Below are 24,989 nucleotides of genomic sequence, written 5' to 3' on the forward strand. Positions count from 1 at the left end.
AGCGGACCTTGGCTATTTTACACCGTCTGGCGCATAAAGCGAATTATTCCTCCGCCCGCATCGTATTCTCCCGCAAAAATGTGAAATGGAGAGACAGCGTGGTAATAAAAAAACAATTTAAAATTGCGTCGGCGGCTCTCATGAGTGCCGCTTTTTTTTCATGCGCCGCTCACGCCTTGACGGTGGACGAATCCAAAGCGATTGCGATGGATGCCTATATCTATGGTTATTCTCTCATCACTACTGAAGTTACGCGCTTTCAAATGACGAACGTCGACAAGCCCGACGGCACGCGGGGGCCAATGGGCAAGTTTGTTAATATTCCGCGTTATCCGCCTGCGGACTATCGCGGTATCAGCGCCGAATGCCGATACGCTTTATTCGCTCGCCTGGATAGATTTGGAAAAAGGTCCGACCGTTTTCTCTCATCCGGATATGGGGAAGCGATACTATCTGTTTCCCATGTATAGTCTTTGGATGCCTGTGATCCATTCTCCTGGCACCCGCACGACGGGCGGCGCAGCAGAGAAATTCCTGCTGACCGGCCCGGGATGGAAAGGCGAGGTGCCGTCCGGCATGACGGAGATCAAATCTCCCACGCGTTACATGCTGATTCTCGGACGGACGTACGCAGACGGAAGCGAGGCCGACTACAAAGCCGTGAATGCTCTGCAGGCTGAGTACGACCTCCGGCCGCTCTCGGCGGTCGGCGCTGATTACACGTATGTGGCCCCGCCGGTGGATCCCAATCCGGGTTTCTCCATGACCGACAAACCACAGGACGTCATTCTTGGCCTTGGAACCGAAGGCTACTTCAATATGATGGCGCGATTGATGTGCATGGATGCGCCCCCGGCGACTGAGGACGCACCTATCCTCGCAGAGATGGCGAAAATCGGCATTGAACCGTGCAAGACATTCAGCTTGGCTCATCTCGATCCTGATGTTCAGGCAGCGTTGAAAGCGTTGCCGCAGCAGGCGCTCGATAAAATCGGAGCGAACAAGGCTGCGATGGGAGTGGAGGTCAAGAGATGGATCTTCACCAAGGGTCTTGGTGAATACGGCACCGACTACATGAAGCGCGCGCTCGTCGCGGCTTTTGGATGGCCGGCCAATTTGCAGGCTGACGCCGTCTATCCCTATACGGAGGTCGACAGCGCCGGACAGCCGCTCAGCGGCGCGGACAAATATACGCTGACGTTTGCTAAGGGCCAGGAGCCGCCGGTCAACGGTTTCTGGTCGATCACGATGTACCAAATCGACCAGGGGTGGTGGTTCGTACCGAATGCGCTGAACAAATTTACTGTCAGTCCGCGCAACGATTTGAAAGCCAATCCCGACGGCTCCGTTACGCTTTACTTTCAGAATGAATCGCCGGGTGCCGATAAGGAATCCAATTGGCTCCCGGCTCCGAAAGGTGCATTCCTGCCGATGCTGCGGATGTATTGGCCTAAGGAAACGAGCCCTTCGATTCTGGATGGGAGTTGGAGCCCGCCCGAGGTCGTGAAGGCAAACTGAGCTGCACTTATCGGAGTGAAAGATCGCGCATACGGCGATGACCTGATAGCCTGGAGTTCATCAAGCGCCAGCGAGCAGCCCGGGATTTAGCTGCTCGCTGGCATTCCGCCGAAGTTGCGGAAGGAAGCTTCGATCAAAAATTGATCAGCCCACCAAAGCTGACGAGGTCGAGGCCTTCGAGGTCGGATAGACTGGACACGCCCGACACATCCGCATCGTAGTGCTGATATTTGACGTAGACCGTCATAGCTGCTGCGTCGATCTCCTGGGCTATGCCACCGCCGTAACGCTGGAACGAACTCCCCGTCGCGCCAAGCGCCAGCGCAGACGGTCCAAGCTGGTCATCGTATTCGGCATAATCACCATAGACGATCGTCGCACCCAGCGGCATCCAGTTCCGGCGAATACCCGACTTGATGTACCAGTGATGGCTGTCGGGGGCGGTCGCGCCGTTCACAAGCTTGGCGTCGTTGTTGTCTTCACGGCCATACGCGCCGTGGAAGAACAGACCCGTCGGCATATGCTCGATGTAGCCGCCAGCCTGGAAGTATTGACTGTCCTTCGAGGTCAAGACTGCCGTGCCGCTGATGCGCTCATCAGAGTTCTCAGAATAGCCAACGCCAAGGTTGACCTTGAAGTCGTTCCACTTGCCGGCATAGTGCGCCGCAAGTTCCCAGTCGTCGTCTTCGCCCCAACTCGCCGAGACCGAGAAGCCGCCGAACACGGGTGAATCATAGCGCACCGCGTTCATCACGATGCCGTCGCAATCGCCGCCGATCGGCGCATCCTGCGAATAGCAATAAGACAGCTGCCCCCACGTCATGTTGCCTGGCGCGTACCCGCCGCCTTTCTGGCGCAGCTTGAACTGCGGAAAGCCGTCGAAGAACGTGTAGTTGTCGATGATCTGCGTACCGGATTGATCCGTGAACATCGCCGCGCTTTTTGAAGCGTTGGCCTGACGGCCGACACTGACGCTGCCCAACTGGTCGCTCTTCAGATACCAGAACGACATCTGGACATTGAGGCCCTGGTTGAAGTCCGCTGAGTTTTGGTTCATCGCCGCGCCGGTCGAGGCGTTGCGGCCAAACGGATTATCCGCAAGGTTCTGAATGCGCAGCATGTAGCCTGCGGTCCATTCGGGTAGAATCCGGGCTTGGCCGTTGAACCTCACATTCGTGGCCTGTGTGGGCCCGAGGCCATGCAGGTAGACGTTGCTTTCAGCGCCATCGTCCCACCAGGTCATCTCCTGAGCCACGTAGCCGGAGATCGTCAGCGAGACCTTGCGATTGCCTTTGCGCGCCGTCGTTGCTTCAAGCTCGGCAACGCGTTCTTCCAAATCCGCACAGCAATCGCCGCCAAGATCGGCCGCTTGAGAGGGGGTAGCCGCAGCGACACACACTCCTGCGACAACGGCAATGCAAAGAAGTTCGGTTGCTCGTTTCAATGATCGACTCCGCGTCCAGATTTCATGCTTCGATTTGTGTCTGGCGGCAGTGTCGCTTATCCGCTCGTTGCCGAGAGGCAGTAGCGGGCGATCAACCGACTCTCGGCTATCGAGAGCGGTGATCTCTGTGATGGCGTTCATGCTGTACCCCCCGGTTCATCCGTCGCCTGAGAGAGGGAGGTTGCAATCGATGTGCCAATTACGTCCGAAGGGGCGGCAGCTCGTAATGCTTGAATTCAGGCACTTATCAATGAGCTTTTCGCGATGGCCGGCATTGTCTGCAAGACAAAGTGTCGACAATGTCAAAGTTTGTCGACTTAGAATTTCGTGCCTTCGGCCTTGAACTTGCGAAGCCGATACGAGAACTGCCGCTCCGTCAAACCGAGCCGTTGCGCGGCTCGCGATTTGTTGCCGCCTGAGAATTCGAGCGCCCGTTTCAGATCGTCGGGTCCGTGCGACGCGGCCGGAAGATAGGGGCGAACAGGCATCACGGATGACATCGGTTGCCGCGTCTGACGGTGCTCGCTCGGCGGATTGATATCGAAGACGCGATCGGTCAACAAGGCGGAAACCTCGACACGACCGAGAACCGGTGCGCTCGCGAGAAGAACCAGACGTTCGATGAAATTCGACAGTTGACGGACATTTCCTGGCCACGGCTGTTCGACAAGATAATGCATCGCGTCGGCCGTCAACGCGACCTCCCGCTTGTTCGCCACGTTCGCGCGGCCCAAAAAATGACGGATGAGTTCGGGAATATCGGACTGACGCTGCGCGAGCGACGGTAGAAGAATGGGAATGACGTTGAGACGGTAATAAAGGTCCTCGCGAAAGTCGCCGCTCTCCACCGCTCCGGCAAGATCGCGATTGGTGGCCGCCACCACGCGCATGTTGACCTTGATCTCCCGCTTACCGCCCAAGCGGACGACAGTCCCCTCTTGCAGCGTACGCAGCAACTTAGTCTGCATGAGCAGCGGCATCTCGCCGATCTCATCGAGAAAGATCGTGCCGCCGTTGGCTTGCTCGAACCAGCCCATGCGGGCTTCGCTTGCGCCGGTAAAGGCGCCGCGCTCGTGCCCAAAAAGCTCCGATTCAAACAGCGTTTCGGGAATGGCTGCGCAATTGACTTTGATAAACGGCTTGTCTTTTCGCGGCCCGGCGACGTGCAGCGCGTGGGCGAAAAGCTCTTTTCCGGTTCCCGACTCGCCAAGCAGCAAAACGCTCGCGGTGGCGTCCGCGACCTGCTCGATCTGCGAGATCGCACGCAGCAGGGCCGGCGAGCGTCCAACAATGCCGTATTGTGTTGCCTTGTCGCCGGCCGGTGCCGACGCTGCATCGCGCGCCTCGATGGCCCGCATCCGCCGATCAATGCGATCGTTGAGCGTTAGAAATTGACCGAGGATCGCAGAAAGAATTTTGAGAATGCGAACATCGTCCTGCAGCGGACGATCCCTATGGCGTATCCTGTGACAGGCGAGCGCACCAACGGTGCGGTCCTCGACACGGATCGGGCAGGCAAAGAACGAGACGACGCCTTCCGGCAACTTGCTGCGTTCGACCGCGCGGCCAAGAAAGCTTGGGTCTTTATCAATATCCTGGACGATAATGAGTTGGCCGGTCTGAATGACGTAACCCGTGACGCCTTCGCCGAGTGCATATCGGCCGCGCGCAGCTTCTGCGGACGTCAACCCGTAGTAATAAGCGATGCGGTAGATGTCTTCGTCAGGCGACTTCAGCACGATGCGGCCGCGGTTCAGCCCAAGCATCTCCGAAAGCAGGTGCAGCACCCCGCGCGCAACCTGATCGAAGTAGAGTCCTTTCCCGATCAGGTTCGCGACTTCCTGAATCAGATAAAGCTCCTGAGCCCGCCAGAAATTACTGCTCTCGCGTTGTGATTTCTTCTCGCTCGCCGTCATAACGCTTTCGATTGCATCTCCGGACCTTTCATAACGCGAAATCGCCCGCGCCGACGATGCGGCGCGGGCGTCCAGTGCCGAAAGATCGCGGATCGAGCGTTTCACCCGGCGCGACTTATTGCAAAGGACTTCAGATATTCGTCCGGCTTGGCGGGATCGAACAGCTTGCCCATGACACTGAACGTCTTTGTCGTTGCTTGTGGCGGCGTCAAACCTGCTTGTTTCATGGCCTTCGCCGCGTCCGTCACAAGGTATACCTCGCGCGCGACCGATTGATAGTCAACGTCGCCCTTGATCTGGCCCCAGCGCTTCATCTGCGTCAGCGTCCAGACGGCGAAGCTTTCGTAAGGGAACGGATCGAATGCGATGCGAGCCGGGTCCTTTTTAACGCCGCCTAGACCATCAGCGTAAGTCCCAGTCAACACCTGCTCGACCACAGTCAGCGGCTGATTTAAATAGTTCGTTGGTGCGATGGCCGCGGCGATCTCCTTGCGATTTTCCGCCTTCTGCGCATAGGCCGTCGCCTCCATGATGGCGCGCAGCAACGCCGCGGACGTGTTCGGCGTCTCAGCGATCATCTTGCGCGACAGCGAGAAGCTGCAGCAAGGGTGACCGTCCCAAATCTCTTTGGAGAGAATGTGAATGAAGCCGACGCCGTCGTATACGGCGCGCTGGACGAGGTTGTCGGGTGCCAAGAAACCGTCGATGTTGTTGGCGCGCAGGTTGGCGACCATCTCCGGCGGCGGCACCAAACGAAGCTGCACGTCGGTATCGGGATCAATGCCGTGCTCCGCCAGATAGTAGCGCAGCAGATAGTTATGATTTGAGAAATCGTAGGGTATTGCGAACTTGAAGCCTTTCCAGTTCTTCGGATCGCGATTGTTCTTGTGCTTGTTGGCCAAACAAATGGCCTGACCATTGATGTTCTCGATTGCGGGCGAAACGAACGGCGCTTTCGTCGATCCGAGTCCGAGTGAGATCGCGAGCGGCATCGGCGCCAGCATATGCGCTGCGTCATATTCGCCGTTGATCGTCTTGTCGCGGACGATGGCCCAACCCGGCGTCTTCATGAGCTGCACGTTGAGCTTCTGTTTGGTGTAATAGCCCATCGGCGCCGCCATGATGATCGGCGTCGCGCAGGTGATCGGAAGAAATCCGATCTTGAGGTCGGTCTTTTCTGGCTTGCCGGTTTCTTCCAGCGCTTCGGCCGCTGCCTTGACCGGAAAGAGATGATTGAGTGCGGCCGCAGCTGTCGTCGCGCCGACAGCTTTCAGGAAGTTGCGCCGCTCCAGCGGATTGGGAAACACAGCTCTGAAAAGTGCGCGCTCAGTCGCTCGCTCAAGGGCGCTGGCTTGACCCGATGTCGCAATGTCATGCGCGTCGTGCCCCCCGCACGAACATCCGCTTCGACCGCCTGCCACTTTGTCTTTATCCATATCGCGCACCCCAGTTGTTGCATGGATCGGCGCTTCGCAACAGCTGTGCCAAGGCCTGGAGTTTTGAAATAGACGCGCAGAATCAATTGACTACGTAAGCGCGACGCTGTGACAGAGCGGCCAGTCCCCGCCTCTTGTCGACTTTCGTCGACATTTTGTCAGTGCCTTCGCCATGGCTAGGACAGCCCATCTAGGACTCCTCTCGCATCCCAATCGCCAAGCAAAAAAAGACCGTCGACATTGTCGACAAATTGTTGGCGAGAGAGGCGCATTCGAAATGCGCCCGATATGGCGCCACAGTCAATCTAACAAATTGAATATGTTTATGAATTTTTGGTTGTTTACGATTGCTTGAGGTCTTGGCACGCGGCTTGCGGATATCCCCTCGAAGGCGACGGAAAGACCGTCAATCCATGAGAACCGAGGAAACAGCATGACCGCCTCTGCCCAGACCAAGACCATCGAAACCTATCTTCGGCCGATCGACCGCGACGGCCTGATGGCATTCGCCGAAAAGGGCCGTAACAACCCCGGCTCCCGCGGCACCAACGTCGTCAAGACGGTGTGCGAGGGCCAATACCGCACGCTCAGCTATGTCGGCGACCACACGCCGGTCGTCGTCGACGAGCCGCTGCATCTCTTCGGTCAGAACACCGCTCCGGCTCCGGGCGAGATCGTCCTCTCAGCGCTTGGCGGCTGCCTTGCCGTCGGCATCACGGCCGTCGCGACCTGGAAGAACGTGCGGCTGTCGAAACTTGAGCTGAAACTTGAAGGCGACATCGGCAACCCTGCCGCATGGGGTGCAGGCGGCGCTGAGCGTGAACCGTCGCAGATGGGCTTTCAGGAAATCCGCGTTACGGTCGACGTCGAGGGCGACGCCAGCCGCGAAGAACTCGCGGAAATCGTGCGTCATGCGAACTATTTCTCGCCGGTCGCCAACACGATGCGCAACCCGATCCCGTTCAAGATCGCAGTCGCCGACTGATTGCCGATGAAGAGACCGACCCCCGGTCTCTTCCCATTTCCTCAGCGGGAGTTCCCCCATGCAGACTGTCCTCGCGTTTAAAAAGAACGCGCCGAGCGGCGATGCAGCTCCGCCCGTCAGTGCCCGGCCAGACGAGGAGATTCTGTCGCGCACGCGCACGATTGCCGAAGGCCCTTTGCGCGACCAGGCCAACGCCATCGACAAAGGACACTATCCTCTCGACATGATGCGCGCCTTGGGCGAGGCCGGAGCCCTGTCGGCGCATCTCAAAAGCGGCGGTGAGCGCTTCGGCGTCGCTATCGAGGCGATGCGGGCCGTCAGCAAGTCGTGCGGCTCGACCGGCTTTCTGACATGGTGTCACGACGTATTCGGACTCTATCTCGATCAGTCGCCGAACCGATCGCTGGCCGACCGCATGCTTGCCGCCCACGCGATGGGCGAGACCTTCGGTGGCACCGGCCTGTCGAACCCCATGAAGGCCTTCGCCGGGATTGAGCCAATGGCGCTGAAGGCCGTGCGTGCTCCGGCCGGATATCGCGTTTCGGGCACACTGCCGTGGGTCAGCCATATCGGGCGCGGCCAATATTTTGGCGCGATCGCGCAAGTGTTTGATGGTTTTGGTGCCCCATTGCACGAGATCATGTTCGTGCTCCGCTGCCATGAGCCCGTCGAGCTGCGGCAGTGCCCGGCGTTTTCCGGCATGGAAGGCACGAGCACGTGGAGTGTGCGACTGACCGACGTCTTCATCGACGAGTCGGATTTGATTGCCGATCCGGCGCGGCCGTTCATCGGTCAGATTCAAGGCGCGTTTATTCTTCTACAGTACGGAATGGCGCTCGGCATCATCGACGGCGCAATCGAGTCGATGCTGGACGTCGAAGGCGTGCTCGGTCACGTCAATCAGTATCTTGCCGATCGTCCGGCAGACATCGTAGCGGAGTTCCAAGAGCTTTCGACCCGCGCATCGAAGCTTATCGAAACCCCATTCGAACGATCGAAAGATTTTCTTCTGGATGTCATCGACGTCCGCGCGCAAGCGGCGGAGCTAGCGTTGCGGGCGACGCAGTCGGCGCTGATGCATCAGGGCGCGCGCGGCTATCTGATGTCGGCCGCGCCTCAGCGCCGCATCCGGGAAGCGCATTTCGTTGCTATCGTCACCCCGGCGATCAAACATCTGAGGCGCGAGATGGAACGCCTGTCGAAAGACGTGCAGCCAACGGAAGCGCAACCATGAGCACCAAAACACGATTGATCGAACCAACCGACGGCCGCGGGCCGTGGAAGCGTTTCATCTGCCGCGTCTGTGGGTTGATTTACGACGAAGCCGAAGGCGACATCGACAGCGGACTTCCACCGGGCACGCGTTTCGAGGACATTCCAGACGATTGGGAATGCCCAATCTGTAACGTCACCAAGGCCGATTTCGATCCCTACGTGCCGCGTGCCATTACGGATATGCCCGTATCGACGGCGGTGCGGTCGCGCGAAACAGGCGTCGTCATTGTCGGCGCGGGTGCTGCCGGATGGGCAGTGGCGGAAGCCATTCGCGCCCACGACGGCACGCTTCCGATTACCGTCGTTACCGGTTGCAGCGGGGATGTCTATTATAAGCCTGAGCTTTCAATTGCATTGACGCGTGGTGCGACGCCCGAAAGCCTGACGCGAGAAACCGGCACCGAGGCGGCCGCGCGCCTTGGCGTTCAGTTGCTGCCGCAGACGTATGCGGTCGGTCTGTCGCCAAATCTCGGGATGCTGCGGACCACGCGCGGCACGCTGCGTTTTAACAATCTCGTTCTCGCGCAAGGGGCGCGCTCAGCGGCGCCCGATTGCTTGCCGCCCGAGCTCGTTTGGCGCATCAACGATCTTACCGCGTGGAGCGGGCTTTATCGTGCGCTCTCGACCGGTCCTCAACGTATCGTCATCGTTGGCGCTGGAATGGTCGGATGCGAATTGGCCGAAGATCTTGCGCGTGCGGGCCATCACGTCACACTCTTGGCGCCGGACAAGCTGCCAATGCGGCCCTTTTTACCGGTGCCCGCTGCCGCGCGGCTTGCCGCTGGACTTAAAAGCGTCGGCGTGACCTTCCAGGGCGAACAGAATGTAAAGCGCGTCGCGCGAAGTAACGGTAAACTGCTCGTTGCGACCATGAAGGGCGACACGATCGCAGCCGACCATGTCGTCGCGGCTACCGGCTTGGCGACGGAGCAGCGGCTATCACGCAGCGGTGGCATTGCATTCGACCGCGGCATCATCGTCGATCCGAAAACGATGAGAACGAGCGTCGCGCACGTCTACGCGCTCGGAGACTGCGTGACCATCGGCGGCGCACCATGCCGCTACATCGAGCCGATCCGCGGCCAGGCCGAGGCGATTGCCAAAGCCATCCTCGGACATGAGCACGAGGGCTACGCTCATAAAACGCCGACCGTTCGCCTGAAGACACGATCGACGCCGATCGTGCTCGAAGGCTGGATCTCGGCCTATGGCGAGTGGCGCATCCTGCGCGACGATGCAAGCGCGCTGATCATGGAGCAATGGGTGGGAACCGAGCGCGTTGCCAAGCTCGCTGCATGATGTTGCCGCTCGCGGGAGCCACGCGATCTCCCGCTCATATGCGCCGGAACTTTCACGGAGACTTTGAAGATGGCCACGACAGATATCACCACCTCAGGCGCATCCTTCCGGCGCAAAGAGCGAGGCAGCTTGCCGAAGTTTCCGCTGGCAATCCGCGCAGCGTGCTTATCGCTCGTCATCCTCCTCCTGCTAGTCGGGGTATGGCAGCTCGCAACGACGCCGGCCGCTAGCACCGCGACGTCAGTCGACCCAGAATACGCAGCTCTTGTTTCAGGTGCCGCCGCCGAAGGACAGAAGACCGGCTTTCCAACGCCGGCCGACTTTGCGTCGACGCTCTGGGGCCAAATCAAAAATCCGTTTTACGTTCATGGCCCCAACGACCAAGGCATCGGCATTCAGCTCGGCTACTCGCTGGGACGCGTGCTGCTTGGCTATTTTCTTGCGGCAATAGTCGCGATTCCGCTGGGATTCGTGATCGGCATGTCGCCGCTCATCCACCGCGCGCTGGATCCCTTCATTCAGATCCTGAAGCCGATTTCGCCTTTGGCCTGGATGCCGCTCGCGCTCTACACGATCAAGGATTCCAGCATTTCAGCGATCTTCGTGATCTTCATCTGTGCGCTCTGGCCCATGCTGCTCAATACCGCCTTCGGTGTCGCAAGCGTGCGTAAGGAATGGCTGAACGTTGCAGCCACCCTTGAGGTCAGCCCGTTGCGCAAGGCGTTTCAGGTCATATTGCCCGCGGCCGCTCCCACGATCATGACCGGCATGCGAATTTCGATCGGCATCGCGTGGCTCGTCATTATCGCAGCCGAGATGCTCGTTGGCGGTACCGGCATCGGATACTTCGTCTGGAACGAGTGGAACAATCTCTCGATCTCCAACATCCTGACCGCGATCTTGCTGATTGGTCTGACCGGCATGGCGCTGGACGTCATCCTGGCGCGCGCGGCCCGGCTGGTCGCCTATCGGGAATGACGTCCGCCAGCGGAAGATTGCAATCACTCACCCCAGGCCCGAACACGAGGACGCTATGGAAAAGCCACTGATCTCCATCGAAGCCCTGGCTCGGCGCTATCCCAAGCATGGCGGCGGCGAGACTACCGTCTTTGAGAATATCTGGCTGCCGATTGCGAAGGGCGAGTTCGTCTGTCTCATCGGGCATTCGGGTTGCGGCAAGACGACAATCCTCAACGTTCTAGCGGGCCTCGACAATCCGTCCGATGGCGTGGTGATCGTCGACGGCCGCGAGATATCGGGACCGAGCCTCGATCGTGCTGTCATCTTCCAGGGGCACTCGTTGCTGCCATGGATGACAGTCCAGCAGAACGTCGCGTTCGCGGTGAAGTCCCGTCATCCCGATTGGCCGAAGGCGAAAATTCTTGCGCACTGTCAGACGTATATTGATGTTGTCCATCTCAAAGGCTCTGAGCAGAAGAAACCAGCTGAGTTGTCGGGCGGCATGAAGCAACGCGTCGGCATTGCCCGCGCGCTCGCCATCGAGCCGAAGATGTTGCTGATGGACGAACCGTTTTCGGCACTCGATGCACTGACGCGCGGCTCGTTGCAGTACGAAGTCCGCCGCATCTGCACCGAGACGCAGCAGACCGTCTTTATGATTACGCACGACGTCGATGAAGCATTATTGCTCGCTGACAAGATCGTACTGATGACGAACGGTCCGCATGCCAAGATCGCGGAGATCGTTGAGAATACGCTGCCGAAAGACCGGCAACCGGCGACGATGCATCGGCATGCCAATTACTATCCGATGCGGAACCATCTTCTCGATTTTCTCGTCAGTCGCTCGAAGACGTTCGACCAGGAAATCGCGGGCAAGGCCTACGATCCCATGCGACCTCCCATCGTGCGCCCAACTGCAAAACCAATGCGGGTCGATGCCGAGAAAGATGGAGCCGCGGCCGTCGTCGACCGCGCTGCCGTAACAGCCTGAACCGAATTCTTTAGCCATCCAAACCAAAGGAGTGACACGCATGAACCGCGCCGAAGTGACCGAACTTGTGCTTTCCGCAAAACGGATGAAGGGCCTGACGTGGGCAGAGATTCAGCAAACCGTGTCGGTCTCGACCTCACCGATCGTCGTCACCGCAGCCCTTCTCGGACAGATGCGTCTGGAGCCTGAGGAAGCCGAGCGTGCCGCGAGGCTGCTGGATCTTCCCGAGGAAGCGAAGATTATTCTGACGGAAATTCCCTACCGCGGATCGCTCCCGCAAGTGCCGCCGACCGATCCGCTGATCTACCGCTTCTACGAATTGGTTCAGGTCTACGGTACGACGTGGAAGGAACTCATTCAGGAGGAGTTCGGCGACGGCATCATGTCAGCAATCGATTTCGATATGACGCTGGAACGTCAGCCCGACCAGAAGGGCGACCGCGTGAAAATCGGCATGTCTGGAAAGTTCCTCGGCTATCGCCGCTATTAAAGCGGCGTGACCGCTGCTGCCCTCGCACGGCGAAACTGATCAAACAAGGCCATCGCACGGATTTCCGCGCGATGGCCATTTCGTTTCAGTTGTCGACGAGAGATTCGTAAGCCCGGTCCGTCAACGTCTTCAGGAATGCGATCAAAGCATCGACGTCGGCGTCTGACAGCGGTCGCGCCTTCAGATCGGAGGTTGCGAGATTGGTGCCGTCTTCCGGTGCGTTCCACGCTGTTCCGGTTTCCGGATTAATCTTCCCGACGCTGCCGGCTGAAAATCTCAAGTGAAATAGGACGGCGGTGCGCAGCTCCTGAAAGGCGCCGTTGTGCATGTAAGGGCCGGTGACGGCAATATTGCGTAACGTCGGGACCTTAAACGCACCGTCATAGGTCGGGTCATTCGCTGCAGGATTTTGCATGAGACCATGGTCGACGCGTTGAGCGGCGCTTCCGTTCAGACGGCGAACCGCAACATTTTCCGGAACTCCCAGATTATAGTACCGGAAGTTTGTGAATGCATCGTTGCGCGAATCTGCGACGCCCGTGCTCGAATGACAGCGGGAGCAACCCGCCCCGTTCGCGGCGAAGAACAAGTCGCGTCCCCTGGCTTCGTTTTGCGAGAGCGCCGCTTCGCCTCGGAGCGACTTGTCATACCTGGAATCAAACGGTGCGAAATCGGACGTTTTCAAATAAGACGCCAATGCGGTCTGAAGTGCCGCGAACGCCTTTGGCGTGTCGTCCCAGACGCCAGGTCCGAAAATTTCCGGAAAGGCCGCTTGATAATCCGCGCTTTCGCGAAGCCGCGCGACGACACTTGCCTCATTGGGCATGCCCATTTCTATTGGATTGAGGATTGGGACGCGCACTTGATCCGTTATGGTTCGCGCTCGGCCGTCCCAAAACATTCCACCTGCCGCCGTGTGCTCTGCCGAGATATGAAACGGTGGCGTCATCATGATGTAGCTGAGTGTCGGCGAATTTCTATCGCCGAGCGAGTGACCGTCTCCTCCGCGAGAAACCGCGCCTTGCACGTCTCCCAACGCACGAGGATCGGTGAACGCCAACTCCGGCGAGTGACAGCTTACGCAGTTCTGCTTGCGGCTGAACGAAAGGTTTCGATCTGCGAAAAGCGCCCGGCCAAGTTCGATCGGCGTACGCAAGCTTGCGGCCTCGACAGGACGGGATGCTACCGCGGTCGCGATTGATGTGGCCGCCAAGAAGCCGATGAAGGCCCACCGTCGGCTCTTACAAGCCACAGCTATGCTGCGGGACGCATTCACTTCATTTTTTTTCCGCGGCATGGATGGTCAACTTCATGGATTTATCCGGCGCCCCGCTGATCTGAATGATCGCAGGCCCAGCGCCAAGATCGTACTGCACGCTCTTGCGCAAACTTTTACAATTCTTGTCGCCGGAAAATGCGACCGTGGAAACCAACGCATCGTTCTGGACGACATCAATCCAGGCGTGGCTGGGAATCGTGATTTGATAGAGCCCGGGCTTGCCCACATCGGCAATCGAGAACCAGCCGGAAAAGCTGTTTTTCGCTATGGCTTGTTTCTTGATGCCAGGTGTCGCCGGTAGCTTGACTGATGGCGAGGGTTTGAGCGTCAGCTCGATCGCCTTATCAGGGATCGACACGATCTTGCCGCCTGTCTCCACCGCTTCCGCGTCCGGCGCGGCGATCCAACTCAATTCGGTCGCAACGGACCATTTAAAACCGGTGCACGTCTCGGCGGAGGCTACTCCGGAAAACGCCGCCACCAAGGCCGCGATCGGTAAAAGAGATTTCAGTAATGGAAAATTGCGCGACATCTCTATTCCTTATCGAAGGCCGGCGCTATCGAAGCGTCGGCGGTATGTTGAGATCGTGATCCTAGAATTGCGTGCGCATGCCGACGTAGAAGTTGCGTCCCTGCTCCGGATAGCCGTCCGTCAGCGTGTAGTTCTCGTCCGTCAAGTTGCGAGCGTTGAAGATAAGGCTCGTCGTGTCGTTGATGTCGTATTCGGTCTGAAAGTTCGCGAGCGCGAATGCCCCAGTTTCGTAATACACGGTGCCGGCGGTGTTGACCGTCCAGCGATCAGTGGCGAATTCAACGTTCGGCGTGATGCTCCAGGCGTTGGTGATCTTGTACGTGGCGTAAGCAATGCCCTTCACCGCCGGCAGGCCGGTCAGCTCGAATGATGGGTTGTCGGGATTATGCACGTCACGGCGGATCCAGGTGATGTTGCCACCGACGAGCAGCGAGTCGTTCACTGCATAATCAACTGAATATTCGATGCCGTAGTAATGGCCGTCGCCGACGTTCTGACTTTGGGTCACCGCCTGCCCATCATAGATGAACGGCACCGATTGAATGAGGTTGGTGACATCGCTGTAGAACACAGCCGCCGACATCTGGCTGTTGCGCGCGAAATTGTTGGCCCAGCCCACTTCGTAATTGATCGACCGCTCAGGCTGAAGACCCGGATTCGACGTGGCGCCGCCGAAGCGTGAGCTGAAACGCTCGAAAATCGTCGGGAATCGAGTGCGGTCGGAAACGCTTGCGTGCATCGTGCCGGTATCGTTGTAGCGATAAACGACGGCCGACTGCCAATTGAGCGCGTCGGTATCTTTCTTTGGATATTCGAACAGACCGTCGGTCGTCGTGAACTCCTGGGCCTCGTAAAGCCTGCGCCAGTCGTAGCTGATGCCAGAGACGATATCGATGCGATTGGTGGCGCGGAGCGTGTTTTCGAAGGCAACGGAATAGGTGTCTTCCAGATCGGTTTGATCAGGTTCCCAGAAGCAGGGCGTGGTTTTACCGCAAGATACGCCCTTGACGTTGTAGCCTTGCGATTCCGTGTGGTTATCGCGCCGATAAAGGAAGGTTGACTTCAGCGTGTCCCACGGCGTGATGTCGAGGCCGTACAGGATGCTGCCGCCGCCCGCCCAGTCGTTATAAATACTATCGAAGGCTTTTGGAGTCTTCTGCGTGGTCTGAGCCGCATCGTCGTAGCTCATCAGGTTATCGCTGAAAGTCGTGTAGTAAACTTTGGTTTCGACGAACGACGCCGGAGAGAGTTTCGTATGTGAAAGCCAATAGATGTTTTGCTGCGTGGTGTCCGGCCAATCCCAATAGCGCTGCGTCGAGACGGGATCCGTTACGTGGTAGGGCGCGCCCTTGGAATTGTTCATTCGCACGTAGTTGATCGAATAATCGTCGGTCGCATTCGGGGTCAAACCGATTTTGGCGTTGGCTTCCCAATTGCTCTTGTTGGAATGATCGCGCTCGCCGCCGTTTTCGACCGACGTCGGCTTGAAATTGTCCGACAGGTACCAGCCATCCAAATCCAGCACAGAGCCGCTGACCTGCGCATAGTATCCGCGCTGCCGCGTTCCGAACGACGCGTAGGTTCTATAACCCTCGTATTGTCCGTCACCGCCGAACATCATGCCGCCTTCGATCTGGCCTTCGAACGGTTTGGTCGGCTTTTTGGTCACCATATTGATCCAGCCACCCATGCCGCCGGGTCCGTTGAGAACCGACGTGTAACCCTTCGCAATCTGCACTTCGGACAGATTGGCTGTCAGGAAGCTTGAGAAGTCGATGCGGTTATCGGCGGGACGATAGATCGGGATACCATCTATCGAGATCGGAACCTGCCAGCGGTCAAAGCCGCGGACGAAGATCAGCTGTTCGTTGCGCGTGCCGCCTGAATTCGATGCGGCGACGCCGGGAGCCAGAGACAGCGACTGATCCAAGGTCGCTTTCGAGAACGTCCACATAGCGTCGTTCGTGATCGCCGTGCCGCCGACCATATCGATTTGGCCGAGGGTAAAAACGCCTGCGGATCCTGGCAGGCCCTGACTGGATGCTGCGGTATCGGTGCCGCCGTCGGCTTTTTTAGATTTGCTGGCTGTACCTTTTGACTTGCCGTCGTCGATGCCCGCGGATGTGCTGCTGGGCTTTTGCGAAATGAGCTGTTTCGGAGCTGCCACCACGACGGGCGGCAAGGCGACGGACGATGCATCCTGAACGTTTTGTGCGGCTTCTTGGGCTTTCAGGTTTCCAGCAGATGACATCGCAAAGGCAGTGAACGCTAACACACGAACTTTTCGCCGGCACATTCGCTAATTCCCCCAACTCCAATTACGCAAACGATATAGCCGAACGACTATGTTGAAAGTTGCGGGGATGCAATACGCATGGCCGAGGCGATGGCGCCTATCGGATGCAGTGTGGCAGTTTGGTTTCAGTGAACAGATTAGTGAATCGAAATGTCGCTTCCACATTGCCCACTTGCCGAAGACTGCGTGTGTTCGTTCGCAGTCGAGGCATGCAACTGGGTCACGACTTCGGGGATCCGCGGTGGCGTCTTTCTCTCCGACACGTACTTGATTTCGGCGAGCCACATGGTCCTGCCTGTTTCATGGCGCCTGCGGCTGTGATCTTGAGAGACCAAGTCCTTCGTTGAAAGGGGCGTTCGATCAATGAAAATCCCTAGAGCCCGGCAGAATGCGGACGTTGCGGGGATGGCCCGCACGTGAATGCTGGGGATGCACGAATTCGTCGGCATTAGATAATTCGATCGTCGGCTCGTAGGCGTCTGAAAGGCGAGAAAGCTCAGCCGTCCGGTCGATGACACGCGCCGCCATGAGATGGATAACGTTTTCGGGACTGCGCTGCACTTTGCCTTCGATCAGCAGCAACCGGGCGCCCATAACCTCCTTGCGGAACTTCTCGAACGTACGCACCCAAAGCACGGCGTTCGTAATTCCCGTCTCGTCCTCCAAAGTTATGAAAATGGCATTGCCCTTGCCCGGGCGCTGACGCACGAGAACAACTCCGGCGACGCGTCCTCGGCTGCCGTCACGTTGAGCCGCAAGCTCGGCGCAGGTGGCAATGCCTTCGCTCCGGAAGATGTCGCGCAGACATTCCATCGGATGGCCTTTGAGCGACAAACGGGCGGTCTGGTAGTCCACTGCGATGTTTTCTCCGAGCGACATTGACGGCAATTGCGCATTAGGCTCGTCACCCAGATCCGGCTCGCGCGCGGCAGCGAACAACGGCAGTTCGTCTGCCTCCGGCAAACGCCGCGCCGCCCACAACGCGTCTCGGCGATGAATACCGACAGAGCGGAAGCAATCGGCATCGGCAAGCACGCGAAGCGCCCGTTGCGGCAGACGGGTGCGCTGCGCCAGGTTATCGAGGTCGGCATATCCGTTTCGGCGCAGCTCAATCAGCCGTTTGCACCACGCCTCCGACAAGCCGTCGACTTGCCGGAAACCGAGACGCAGCGCCGTTTTGCCGTCGGCGCCAGCGCACAGCGTATTGTCCCAGTCGCTTTCGTTGACGTCCACCGGATAGACTTCGACGCCATGATTGCGCGCGTCGCGCACGATCTGTGCCGGGGCATAAAATCCCATAGGTTGCGCATTCAGAAGCGCGCACGCGAAAGCCGCCGGATAGCGGCATTTTATGAAGGCAGAGATATAGACGAGCCTGGCGAACGCGGCGGCGTGACTTTCGGGAAACCCATATTCGCCGAAGCCTTTGATCTGCTCAAAGCAGCGCTGTGCGAAATCGCGATCGTAGCCACGCTCGACCATACGCTCGACAAGCATCGATTCGAATTTATGGATCGTGCCGACATTGCGAAACGTCGCCATTGCGCGGCGAAGCTGATTGGCCTCGGCATCAGTGAACTTTGCCGCGACCATCGCGAGTTGCATCGCCTGTTCCTGAAACAGCGGAACGCCGAGCGTTCGCGACAGCACGTTGCGAAGCTCATCAGGATCGTGCGGTGGCGCGGGCGATGGAAAGGTTATCTCTTCCGGATTTTTGCGGCGGCGCAGATAGGGGTGCACCATATCGCCTTGGATAGGCCCCGGCCGTACGATCGCGACCTGGATGACGAGATCGTAGAACTCTTTCGGCTTCAGGCGCGGGAGCATGTTGATCTGCGCCCGGCTCTCGACCTGAAAGACGCCGATTGAATCGCCCTTCTGCAGCATTTCGTAGACATCCGACTGCTCGGCAGGAAGGTCGGCGAGATCGAAGCTCTTGCCTTCGTGCGTGCGGATCAGGTCGAACGCCTTGCGGATGCAGGTCAGCATGCCCAGCGCGAGAACGTCGACTTTCATCAGACCGAGAACATCGATGTCGTCCTTGTCCCATTCAATGAAGGTCCGCTTATCCATCGCGGCATTGCCGATGGGAACAATGTCGTCCAGCCGTCCCCGAGCCAGCACGAAGCCGCCGACATGCTGCGAGAGATGGCGCGGAAAACCGAGAATACGTGTCGCAAATGCGATCGCCTGGCCGATGACCGGATTGCGCGGGTCAATGCCGGCTTGCCGGAGATGCGCTTCGGACAGTTTCGATCCCCCGCTTCCCCACACGGTTCCGGCGATGCGGCTGGTGATGTCTTCACTCAAGCCCAGAACTTTGCCGACTTCACGAATAGCGCTGCGCGGGCGATAGCGGATCACCGTCGCCACGAGGCCCGCGCGCTCGCGTCCATAGCGCTTATAGATGTATTGGATGACCTCTTCGCGCCGTTCATGCTCGAAGTCGACGTCGATGTCCGGCGGCTCGCGCCGCTCGCTCGAAATGAAACGGGCGAAAAGCAAGTTATTGCGTTCAGGATCGACCGACGTGATCCCGAGCACGTAGCAAACGGCGGAATTCGCTGCTGAGCCTCGTCCCTGACACAGAATTTTTTGTTCATTGGCGTAGCGGACGATGTCGTAAACGGTGAGAAAGTACGGTGCATACTCGAGCTTGGCGATGAGTGCCAACTCGTCCGCCACCTGATTTCGCACTTTATCCGGGATGCCTGCCGGATAGCGCTCGTGCGCTTTCTGCCACGTCAAATGCTCAAGCCACCCTTGCGGTGTCCAGCCGGGCGGAACGGGCTCGTCGGGATACTCATATTTAAGCTGCCCAAGAGAAAAGTCGATGCGCTGAAGAAGTTCCTGCGTGGCGGAAATGGCGGAAGGACAGTCGCGGAATAGCTGCGCCATGTCCGCGGGTCGCTTGAGGTGGCGCTCTGCGTTGGCTTCGAGGCGCCGGCCCGCCGTCTCGATGCGCAAGCCTTCGCGGATGCACGTCAGGATGTCTTGCACCTCCCGTTGCTCCGGTATGTCGTACAGAACGTCGTTTGTGGCGATCAGCGGCACATGCGTTAAAGCAGCGACGCTCATCAGATGATGCAGCTCTTCCCGATCGTTTCCGCGCAAATGCATTGCAGCGGCAAGCCATGTTTTTCCGGGCGCTGCTTCTGAAACAATTTGAACATGCGCTTCGAGGCCACCGCGCACCGACGGCGGCATGAGGATCAATTGCAGATCGGCGCAGTCCGAAAGCAAATCGTCGCGTTGCAGACTGCATTCGCCCTTCTTGGCCTTTAGCTTGCCAAAGCTGAGCAGACGGCAGAGCTGCGCCCAACCGGCCCGATTTTCGGCATAGGCGATGATATCCGGGGTACCGTCGATGAAGACGAGGCGTGCGCCGACGAGCAACTTGAAATTTTTTGCGCGAGCTTTGACGGCTTCTGAAATGCCGGCCCAATCGTCGGCGTTCGCATCGTCGATCCAAGCGTATTCGCCGGGGCCGGAGCCTTCGCGGACCTTTTGCGGAGCGGGCAATCCTTCGTTCAGCAAGTCTTCGAGAGCGCTGTAAGCTCTGACGACGCCGGCGAGTGTATTGCGGTCGGCAATGCCGAGCCCCGTATGGCCAAGAAGGACGGCGCGCGCGACGAAATCCTCAGGGTTTGAGGCGCCGCGCAGAAACGAGAAATTCGTGGTGGTAGCAAGTTCGGCATAGGGCGTCATGGAAACACTCCATGCAGGAACCACCGAGGCTGTCCATCGGCCGCCGTTACGGCTGCGCGGAAAATCCAGAAGCGCCGCCCTTCAGAGCTTTCGACACGATAGTAGTCGCGCACACCATAGTCTGACTGTGGGCGCCACCATTCTTCGGCAATGCGCTCCGGACCGATCGCGTTCGCAATGCGATGCGTAACGCGGCGCCAGCGGATGCTTTCCAGCCTATCGTCTTTGTCGGCTTCGACGTCGATTGGATGCGGGCGCGCATAGATCAGTGGCGGACGCAGACCCGCCCTGCTTTGGATCGTCTCCTGCTCCCATTCGTGTGGCGACGCGGGAAGCGCTGCCGGAACCGCAGCCTGCGCCCGTTCCGGGATATGGCTATCGACCGGCTGCAATCGCATTACGCGCTCGCGTCCGAACATGATGCTCAACCGGTCGACGAGTTGCGCGACCTTGTCTTGCTGGTCGTCTTGCGCATTGAACGTGCACTGGCTCTCAGTCCACGGTTCAGCGCGCGTCGCCTCGAAGCAAATGAGATCGAAACCGAAGCCAGGATCGAGCGGGTCGGCGAGGCCATCGAGACGGTCGCGGTAGAGGCGCAAGATCCCTTCAGGATCGCGTGTCGGGCGGCTGGTCTCGACGCGGATGCGGCGGACGACGCCGTCAGCCCGAAAAAAAGTTCCCGTAAAGATGCGGCCGCCGACGCTTCGCGCTGCCAATTGATCGCAGACGGACGCAGCCAGATCGGCGAGCATGTTGGCAATGACCTCGTGGCTCGCAACCGGCTCGGCGCAGCGCTGCTCGGCCCTGTAAGGCGCAGGCTGGCGGCGAGGCGCGATTCGTCTGTCTTCCTCTCCGAGCACGCGGGCGAGCTTGGCCGTGAAAGCCGACGAAAAACGGGCGGTGAACAGCAAGGACGGCCGGTCGGCAATCTCGGCGACAGTCCTCAGCCCGGCGCGCCTCAAGGCAGTTGCGTCTTCTTCCGCGCATTCGAGCGCCGCGACAGGAAGTACCCGCACAAGCCTAGCGTCCTCGACAAAGCATGGATTGACGTCAGAGAAGCGCGCCAGTGCGCGCGCCATATCAGGCGTCGGAGCGACGGCAAGTTTCGCGACTGAGATGCCGGCCGTCTGCAAAACCTTCTGCAGGCGCGCGGCAAGCATCGTCTCACCTGCGAAGAGATGGCTGCATCCTGTGATATCGAGTGCGAGACCGTCGGGCGGATCCAAGGTGACCGAGGGCGTAAAAGCCAGCGCCAGATCGGCAAGATACGCAACGAAAGCGGTATCGGCTGAGGGATCGGCCTCGATGGCGCGCAATCGCGGCATCCGCGCCCGCGCGTCGGCGAGCGTCATTCCAGCTCGCAGGCCGACGGCTAGAGCCCGGGAATCGACGGCGGCCAATTGCGAGACGCCCTTGACCTTGGCAACGAAGACCAGCGGCAGAGGTGCGCCGCCGCCGTTGTCACGCTGCCAACGATCCGACGACAGGAACGGCATCCAGAGGCACAGATACCGCCTGCGCGAAACATCGCCGCTCATGATCCCACTCCAAGATACAGCTTCTCTCATCGAGACCCGACGAGCTTTTCAGCACGAACACGTCGAAGGCTGCCCGCCGCTGGCCGTTCGGCTTCATCTGAGGTGCACCCTGCACGCGCCAGCGGATTTGCGCGGCATTGGGGGCGATGCGGCCACCGTGCCGAATGAGCACGATCTCGACTCCCGACTTCTCCGCAGCAAGTTTCAATCGTCGGCTGGCCGTCAGGTCGATCGGAGCGGCCGTCTCCAGGATGACGGCATGCAGCGCACTGCAACGCACGCCTTCAAGAGCGGCGCGCAGTCCGTCAACGGAAGAACGCGCTTCCACAACGATGCAGCTCTCGGGAGACAGGCCAAGCGCGACCAAGCCCGGACCATAGGCGTCTCCGGTTTCCGCGATTGCCGCTGCCTCGCGCACCCACAACAGCATGGCATCGCGCGGCGCTGCTGCCTTCGTCTGGGCCGCCAGCGTCAGGCCGAAGCCGACAGCCGCAGCGGCATGCCCCGGCCCGGCGACGACTTCGCGAAGAATGACAGGGGCTGAGGGGGCGCAAATCGAGAGCGGCAGCATGGCAAAAGAGAAAGAGCCTCAGACATGATTGTTCCCTTTTTGTTCTACAGCAGGATAGCCGCCCTGTCCAGTCCTGCTTTTGCAGTCGACAAGGCAGCGATCTCGCGAGAGATGCCGCTCAGACAGCCTCTTTCTCCAGCTTCGGTGTCCGATGCGCCATCAGATACAGAATCTCATCCGCCGGCCGTGGCTCGCTGAAGAGATAGCCTTGCACCTCGGTGCAGCCCTCATGGCGAAGCTGTAGCAGCTCCGCTTCCGTTTCGACCCCCTCCGCCGTCGTCGCCATGCCGAGCGCATGGCCGATGCTTGCAACGGCACGCACGATAGCGATGGAATCCGGATTGGCCTCAAGATCCTGAATGAACGACCGGTCGATCTTGATCTTGTCGAACGGAAACTTCCGCAGATAACCAAGGCTCGAATAGCCCGTGCCGAAATCGTCCATAGAGATGCGGACGCCGAGGGCGCGCAGTTCATTCAGCATCGCAACCGTTGCATCCGTATCGCGCAGCAGGACCGTCTCGGTGATTTCAAGTTCGAGGCGATACCCAGGCAGGCCTGATTTCGCCAGCGCACCGACAACCTGAAGAACGAGCGCATTGTTCTTGAACTGCAGCGGCGAAAGATTTACGGCGACCTTGACGTCTGATGGCCATTTCATCGCATCTGCGCAGGCGCGATCCAGCACCCAGTTGCCGATTGCGCCGATCAAACCGATCTCTTCGGCGAGCGGGATGAATTCCACCGGAGAAACCATTCCGCGCGTCGGGTGTTGCCAGCGCACGAGCGCTTCGAAGCCGCTGACCTCGTTCGTGTCGAGAGAAATTAGCGGCTGGTAAAAGAGTTCGAGCTGGTTACCGTCAATTGCCTTGCGCAGATCAATTTCGAGCGCGCGGCGTTCCTGCAGCTTGGCGTCCATGCCAGGCTCGAAGAAGTGATAGATGCCACGACCCGCTTCTTTGGCGCGATAGAGTGCCATATCGGCGTTCTTCATCAGCTGATCCACGGTGTTGCCGTCCGTCGGAGCCATTGCAACACCGATGCTAACACCCACCGCGACCTGGTGCCCGAGCACTTCGAACGGCGCACTCAATTCGGCGATGATGCGCTGCGCTAAAATCGTGACTCCGAGAGGCTGATCGGCATCGATTTGCACGATTGCAAACTCGTCGCCGCCGAGACGCGCGATGATGTCATGTTTTCTGACGCAGGCGCGCAGCCGATCCGCCACCGCCTGGAGCAGAGCGTCCCCGACGGGATGCCCAAGCGTGTCGTTGACCGTCTTGAAGTTGTCGAGGTCGAGACAAAGAATTGAGACCGTGCGACCGTGCTCGGCGCCCTTGAGCGCCATTTCCATAGCCTCGTGGAACCGCACTCTGTTGGGAAGGTCGGTCAGAGCGTCATGATGCGCCATGTGGGCGATTTTGGCGTCCATCTTGCGCCGCTCGGTGATGTCTTCATGAATAGCGATTGAGCCACCGTCACGCATCGGCTGATGGGAAATGGCGATGACCTGGCCGTCGGTCAGTTCTTCGATTCGATAGATTGGATCGCGGCCGGAGGCCGACTCGATATGATCGACCAAAGCCATTTCCTGAAACTTCGAGAAATGGCCGTTCTTACGGCGCTCCCGCAATATCGATCGGAGGGGCGTGCCCGCGACGGTCAGCTCTGGATTCAGACCGTAGAGCTCGGCATAGCGCCGGTTGCAGATGATGAGATTTTGCTCAGCGTCGAACATGCAGAGACCCTGAGGCAGGTTGTTGATCGCAGCATCGACACGGGCGTATTGAACAGCCAGCGACTGTTGGGCCTCGGCAAGCTTCGTCAGCATTGATTGGAATGAACGCGCAAGCGTTCCGATCTCGTCGGAGCGGCGGAGCAGATCCTCATCGAGATCCAGTAACATCGCCCCGCCTTCTCGAACTCGCAGCGCAGCTTCACTGAGATGACAAAGGGGACGCGCCTGCGAATAGTGAACGAGCGCCAACGCCAATAAAACGATCAACGACGTGCCGATTGCTAAGATCGCGATGATAACCTCAAGCATCGCGTTCTGCTCGGCTTCCGCCTGGGCAAGGACCTCACGGGATTCAGCGCCGAGGAGATTGGTCAGCCGGTTCATCTGCCCTAGCGCGTCGTCGAGCGCCGCATCGAAACGGAGATCGAGCATTTCATCAGCACGACGTTGCTTGTCGCTGGAGAGGATTGCATCGCGAAGCGGACGTACGGTGCCTTCGAGATATCGCAGCTTGCTCTGGATGAGGTCGCAATCTGCGCCACGCGCGGGGAAATAATCGGCGACGGCGGAGATCCAGCGGCGTGCAGCTGCGATTTGATTGATGGCTTCGCGGCTGGCCATCCGCGCATCGTCCAAGTCCGATGCGGACATGCTTTTATAAACAGCCAAGCCGACATCGTTCAGGGCCGCCTTGGCATCGGACAACGCGAGGCGTGCGGGTCCAACACGCTCAATCATTGCGCGATTGACCCGATCGAGACTTTGCGCCCCTTCAAGCACGAAGAAGTTAGCGAGCGCCGATAGCGCCCCAAGGGAGACGATGAGCACCGCGGCTTTGGCGGCGATGCCGAAGCGGAAAACGATAGGCACTTTCATGAGAATCTATGCTGCCAGTTGGACCGGCGCCGGCATTAGAGCAAAAGTGTTTTATCTTCACTAACGCGTTGAAAATGATGCCTAATTCACTTTCTAATATGTCAGTTTGATGACAATGAAAAATGCACAGA

Annotated in this window: 18 protein-coding genes; 8 read left to right on the plus strand and 10 right to left on the minus strand. The window is 58.9% G+C overall.

Annotated elements, in window-relative coordinates:
* The first annotated feature begins 8 nt into the window (after nt 1–8).
* Complete coding sequence (locus RLW41_RS06415; protein ID WP_414463957.1) at nt 9–470, plus strand: hypothetical protein; 462 nt, start codon at nt 9–11, stop codon at nt 468–470.
* On the plus strand, nt 400–1,518 hold the full coding sequence (locus tag RLW41_RS06420) for a DUF1254 domain-containing protein (protein WP_414463958.1): 1,119 nt from the start codon (nt 400–402) through the stop codon (nt 1,516–1,518). The genes RLW41_RS06415 and RLW41_RS06420 overlap by 71 nt, the downstream gene beginning before the upstream one ends.
* A 133-nt stretch (nt 1,519–1,651) precedes the next feature.
* On the opposite strand, the gene RLW41_RS06425 is transcribed toward RLW41_RS06420, so the two are convergent.
* From RLW41_RS06425 to RLW41_RS06435, 3 genes are all read right to left on the minus strand, one after another.
* Nucleotides 1,652–3,103 carry a porin gene (locus tag RLW41_RS06425; RefSeq protein ID WP_414463959.1) on the minus strand — a complete coding sequence of 484 codons (1,452 nt, stop codon included), beginning with the start codon at nt 3,101–3,103 and terminating at the stop codon, nt 1,652–1,654.
* A 176-nt stretch (nt 3,104–3,279) separates the two neighbouring features.
* Nucleotides 3,280–4,878 carry a sigma 54-interacting transcriptional regulator gene (locus RLW41_RS06430; RefSeq protein ID WP_414464571.1) on the minus strand — a complete coding sequence of 533 codons (1,599 nt, stop codon included), beginning with the start codon at nt 4,876–4,878 and terminating at the stop codon, nt 3,280–3,282.
* 101 nt (nt 4,879–4,979) lie between these two features.
* Nucleotides 4,980–6,314, minus strand: coding sequence for a CmpA/NrtA family ABC transporter substrate-binding protein (locus RLW41_RS06435; protein ID WP_414463960.1), 1,335 nt, complete (start codon nt 6,312–6,314; stop codon nt 4,980–4,982).
* Between the two features lie 433 nt (nt 6,315–6,747).
* Here RLW41_RS06435 and RLW41_RS06440 point away from each other — a divergent pair, with 433 nt between their 5' ends.
* From RLW41_RS06440 to cynS, 6 genes are all read left to right on the plus strand, one after another.
* Nucleotides 6,748–7,299, plus strand: a complete 552-nt coding sequence (locus RLW41_RS06440; protein WP_013949582.1) for an OsmC family protein — start codon at nt 6,748–6,750, stop codon at nt 7,297–7,299.
* Nucleotides 7,300–7,357: 58 nt separating this feature from the next.
* On the plus strand, nt 7,358–8,533 hold the full coding sequence (locus RLW41_RS06445; protein WP_414463961.1) for an acyl-CoA dehydrogenase: 1,176 nt from the start codon (nt 7,358–7,360) through the stop codon (nt 8,531–8,533).
* Entirely contained in the window at nt 8,530–9,873 is a 1,344-nt protein-coding gene (locus RLW41_RS06450; RefSeq protein WP_414463962.1) for an FAD-dependent oxidoreductase, read from the plus strand. Before RLW41_RS06445 ends, RLW41_RS06450 begins: the two co-directional genes overlap by 4 nt.
* A gap of 69 nt (nt 9,874–9,942) precedes the next feature.
* Nucleotides 9,943–10,851, plus strand: a complete 909-nt coding sequence (ntrB, locus tag RLW41_RS06455) for a nitrate ABC transporter permease (protein WP_414463963.1) — start codon at nt 9,943–9,945, stop codon at nt 10,849–10,851.
* A 55-nt stretch (nt 10,852–10,906) separates the two neighbouring features.
* Nucleotides 10,907–11,827: an ABC transporter ATP-binding protein gene (locus RLW41_RS06460; RefSeq protein WP_414463964.1), complete on the plus strand. Its 921-nt coding sequence runs from the start codon at nt 10,907–10,909 to the stop codon at nt 11,825–11,827.
* A 40-nt stretch (nt 11,828–11,867) separates the two neighbouring features.
* The gene (gene cynS, locus RLW41_RS06465) at nt 11,868–12,317 is read left to right on the plus strand and encodes a cyanase (protein ID WP_414463965.1); all 450 of its coding nucleotides are present in this window, start codon (nt 11,868–11,870) and stop codon (nt 12,315–12,317) included.
* An 85-nt stretch (nt 12,318–12,402) separates the two neighbouring features.
* Here cynS and RLW41_RS06470 read toward each other — a convergent pair whose 3' ends face one another.
* From RLW41_RS06470 to RLW41_RS06500, 7 genes are all read right to left on the minus strand, one after another.
* Nucleotides 12,403–13,473, minus strand: a complete 1,071-nt coding sequence (locus RLW41_RS06470; RefSeq protein WP_414463966.1) for a cytochrome-c peroxidase — start codon at nt 13,471–13,473, stop codon at nt 12,403–12,405.
* Between the two features lie 121 nt (nt 13,474–13,594).
* Nucleotides 13,595–14,128, minus strand: coding sequence for a hypothetical protein (locus RLW41_RS06475; RefSeq protein ID WP_414463967.1), 534 nt, complete (start codon nt 14,126–14,128; stop codon nt 13,595–13,597).
* A gap of 61 nt (nt 14,129–14,189) precedes the next feature.
* Nucleotides 14,190–16,403 carry a TonB-dependent receptor plug domain-containing protein gene (locus RLW41_RS06480; RefSeq protein ID WP_414463968.1) on the minus strand — a complete coding sequence of 738 codons (2,214 nt, stop codon included), beginning with the start codon at nt 16,401–16,403 and terminating at the stop codon, nt 14,190–14,192.
* A gap of 381 nt (nt 16,404–16,784) precedes the next feature.
* The gene (locus RLW41_RS06485) at nt 16,785–20,132 is read right to left on the minus strand and encodes an error-prone DNA polymerase (protein ID WP_414463969.1); all 3,348 of its coding nucleotides are present in this window, start codon (nt 20,130–20,132) and stop codon (nt 16,785–16,787) included.
* Complete coding sequence (locus tag RLW41_RS06490; RefSeq protein ID WP_414463970.1) at nt 20,129–21,670, minus strand: Y-family DNA polymerase; 1,542 nt, start codon at nt 21,668–21,670, stop codon at nt 20,129–20,131. Before RLW41_RS06490 ends, RLW41_RS06485 begins: the two co-directional genes overlap by 4 nt.
* The gene (locus RLW41_RS06495; RefSeq protein WP_414463971.1) at nt 21,594–22,241 is read right to left on the minus strand and encodes an ImuA family protein; all 648 of its coding nucleotides are present in this window, start codon (nt 22,239–22,241) and stop codon (nt 21,594–21,596) included. Before RLW41_RS06495 ends, RLW41_RS06490 begins: the two co-directional genes overlap by 77 nt.
* 118 nt (nt 22,242–22,359) lie before the next feature.
* Entirely contained in the window at nt 22,360–24,858 is a 2,499-nt protein-coding gene (locus RLW41_RS06500) for an EAL domain-containing protein (RefSeq protein ID WP_414463972.1), read from the minus strand.
* Nucleotides 24,859–24,989 lie beyond the last annotated feature (131 nt).

Origin of the sequence: Hyphomicrobium sp. DY-1 (genome assembly GCF_047497105.1) — a bacterium.
Classification (GTDB): Bacteria; Pseudomonadota; Alphaproteobacteria; order Rhizobiales; family Hyphomicrobiaceae; genus Hyphomicrobium_B.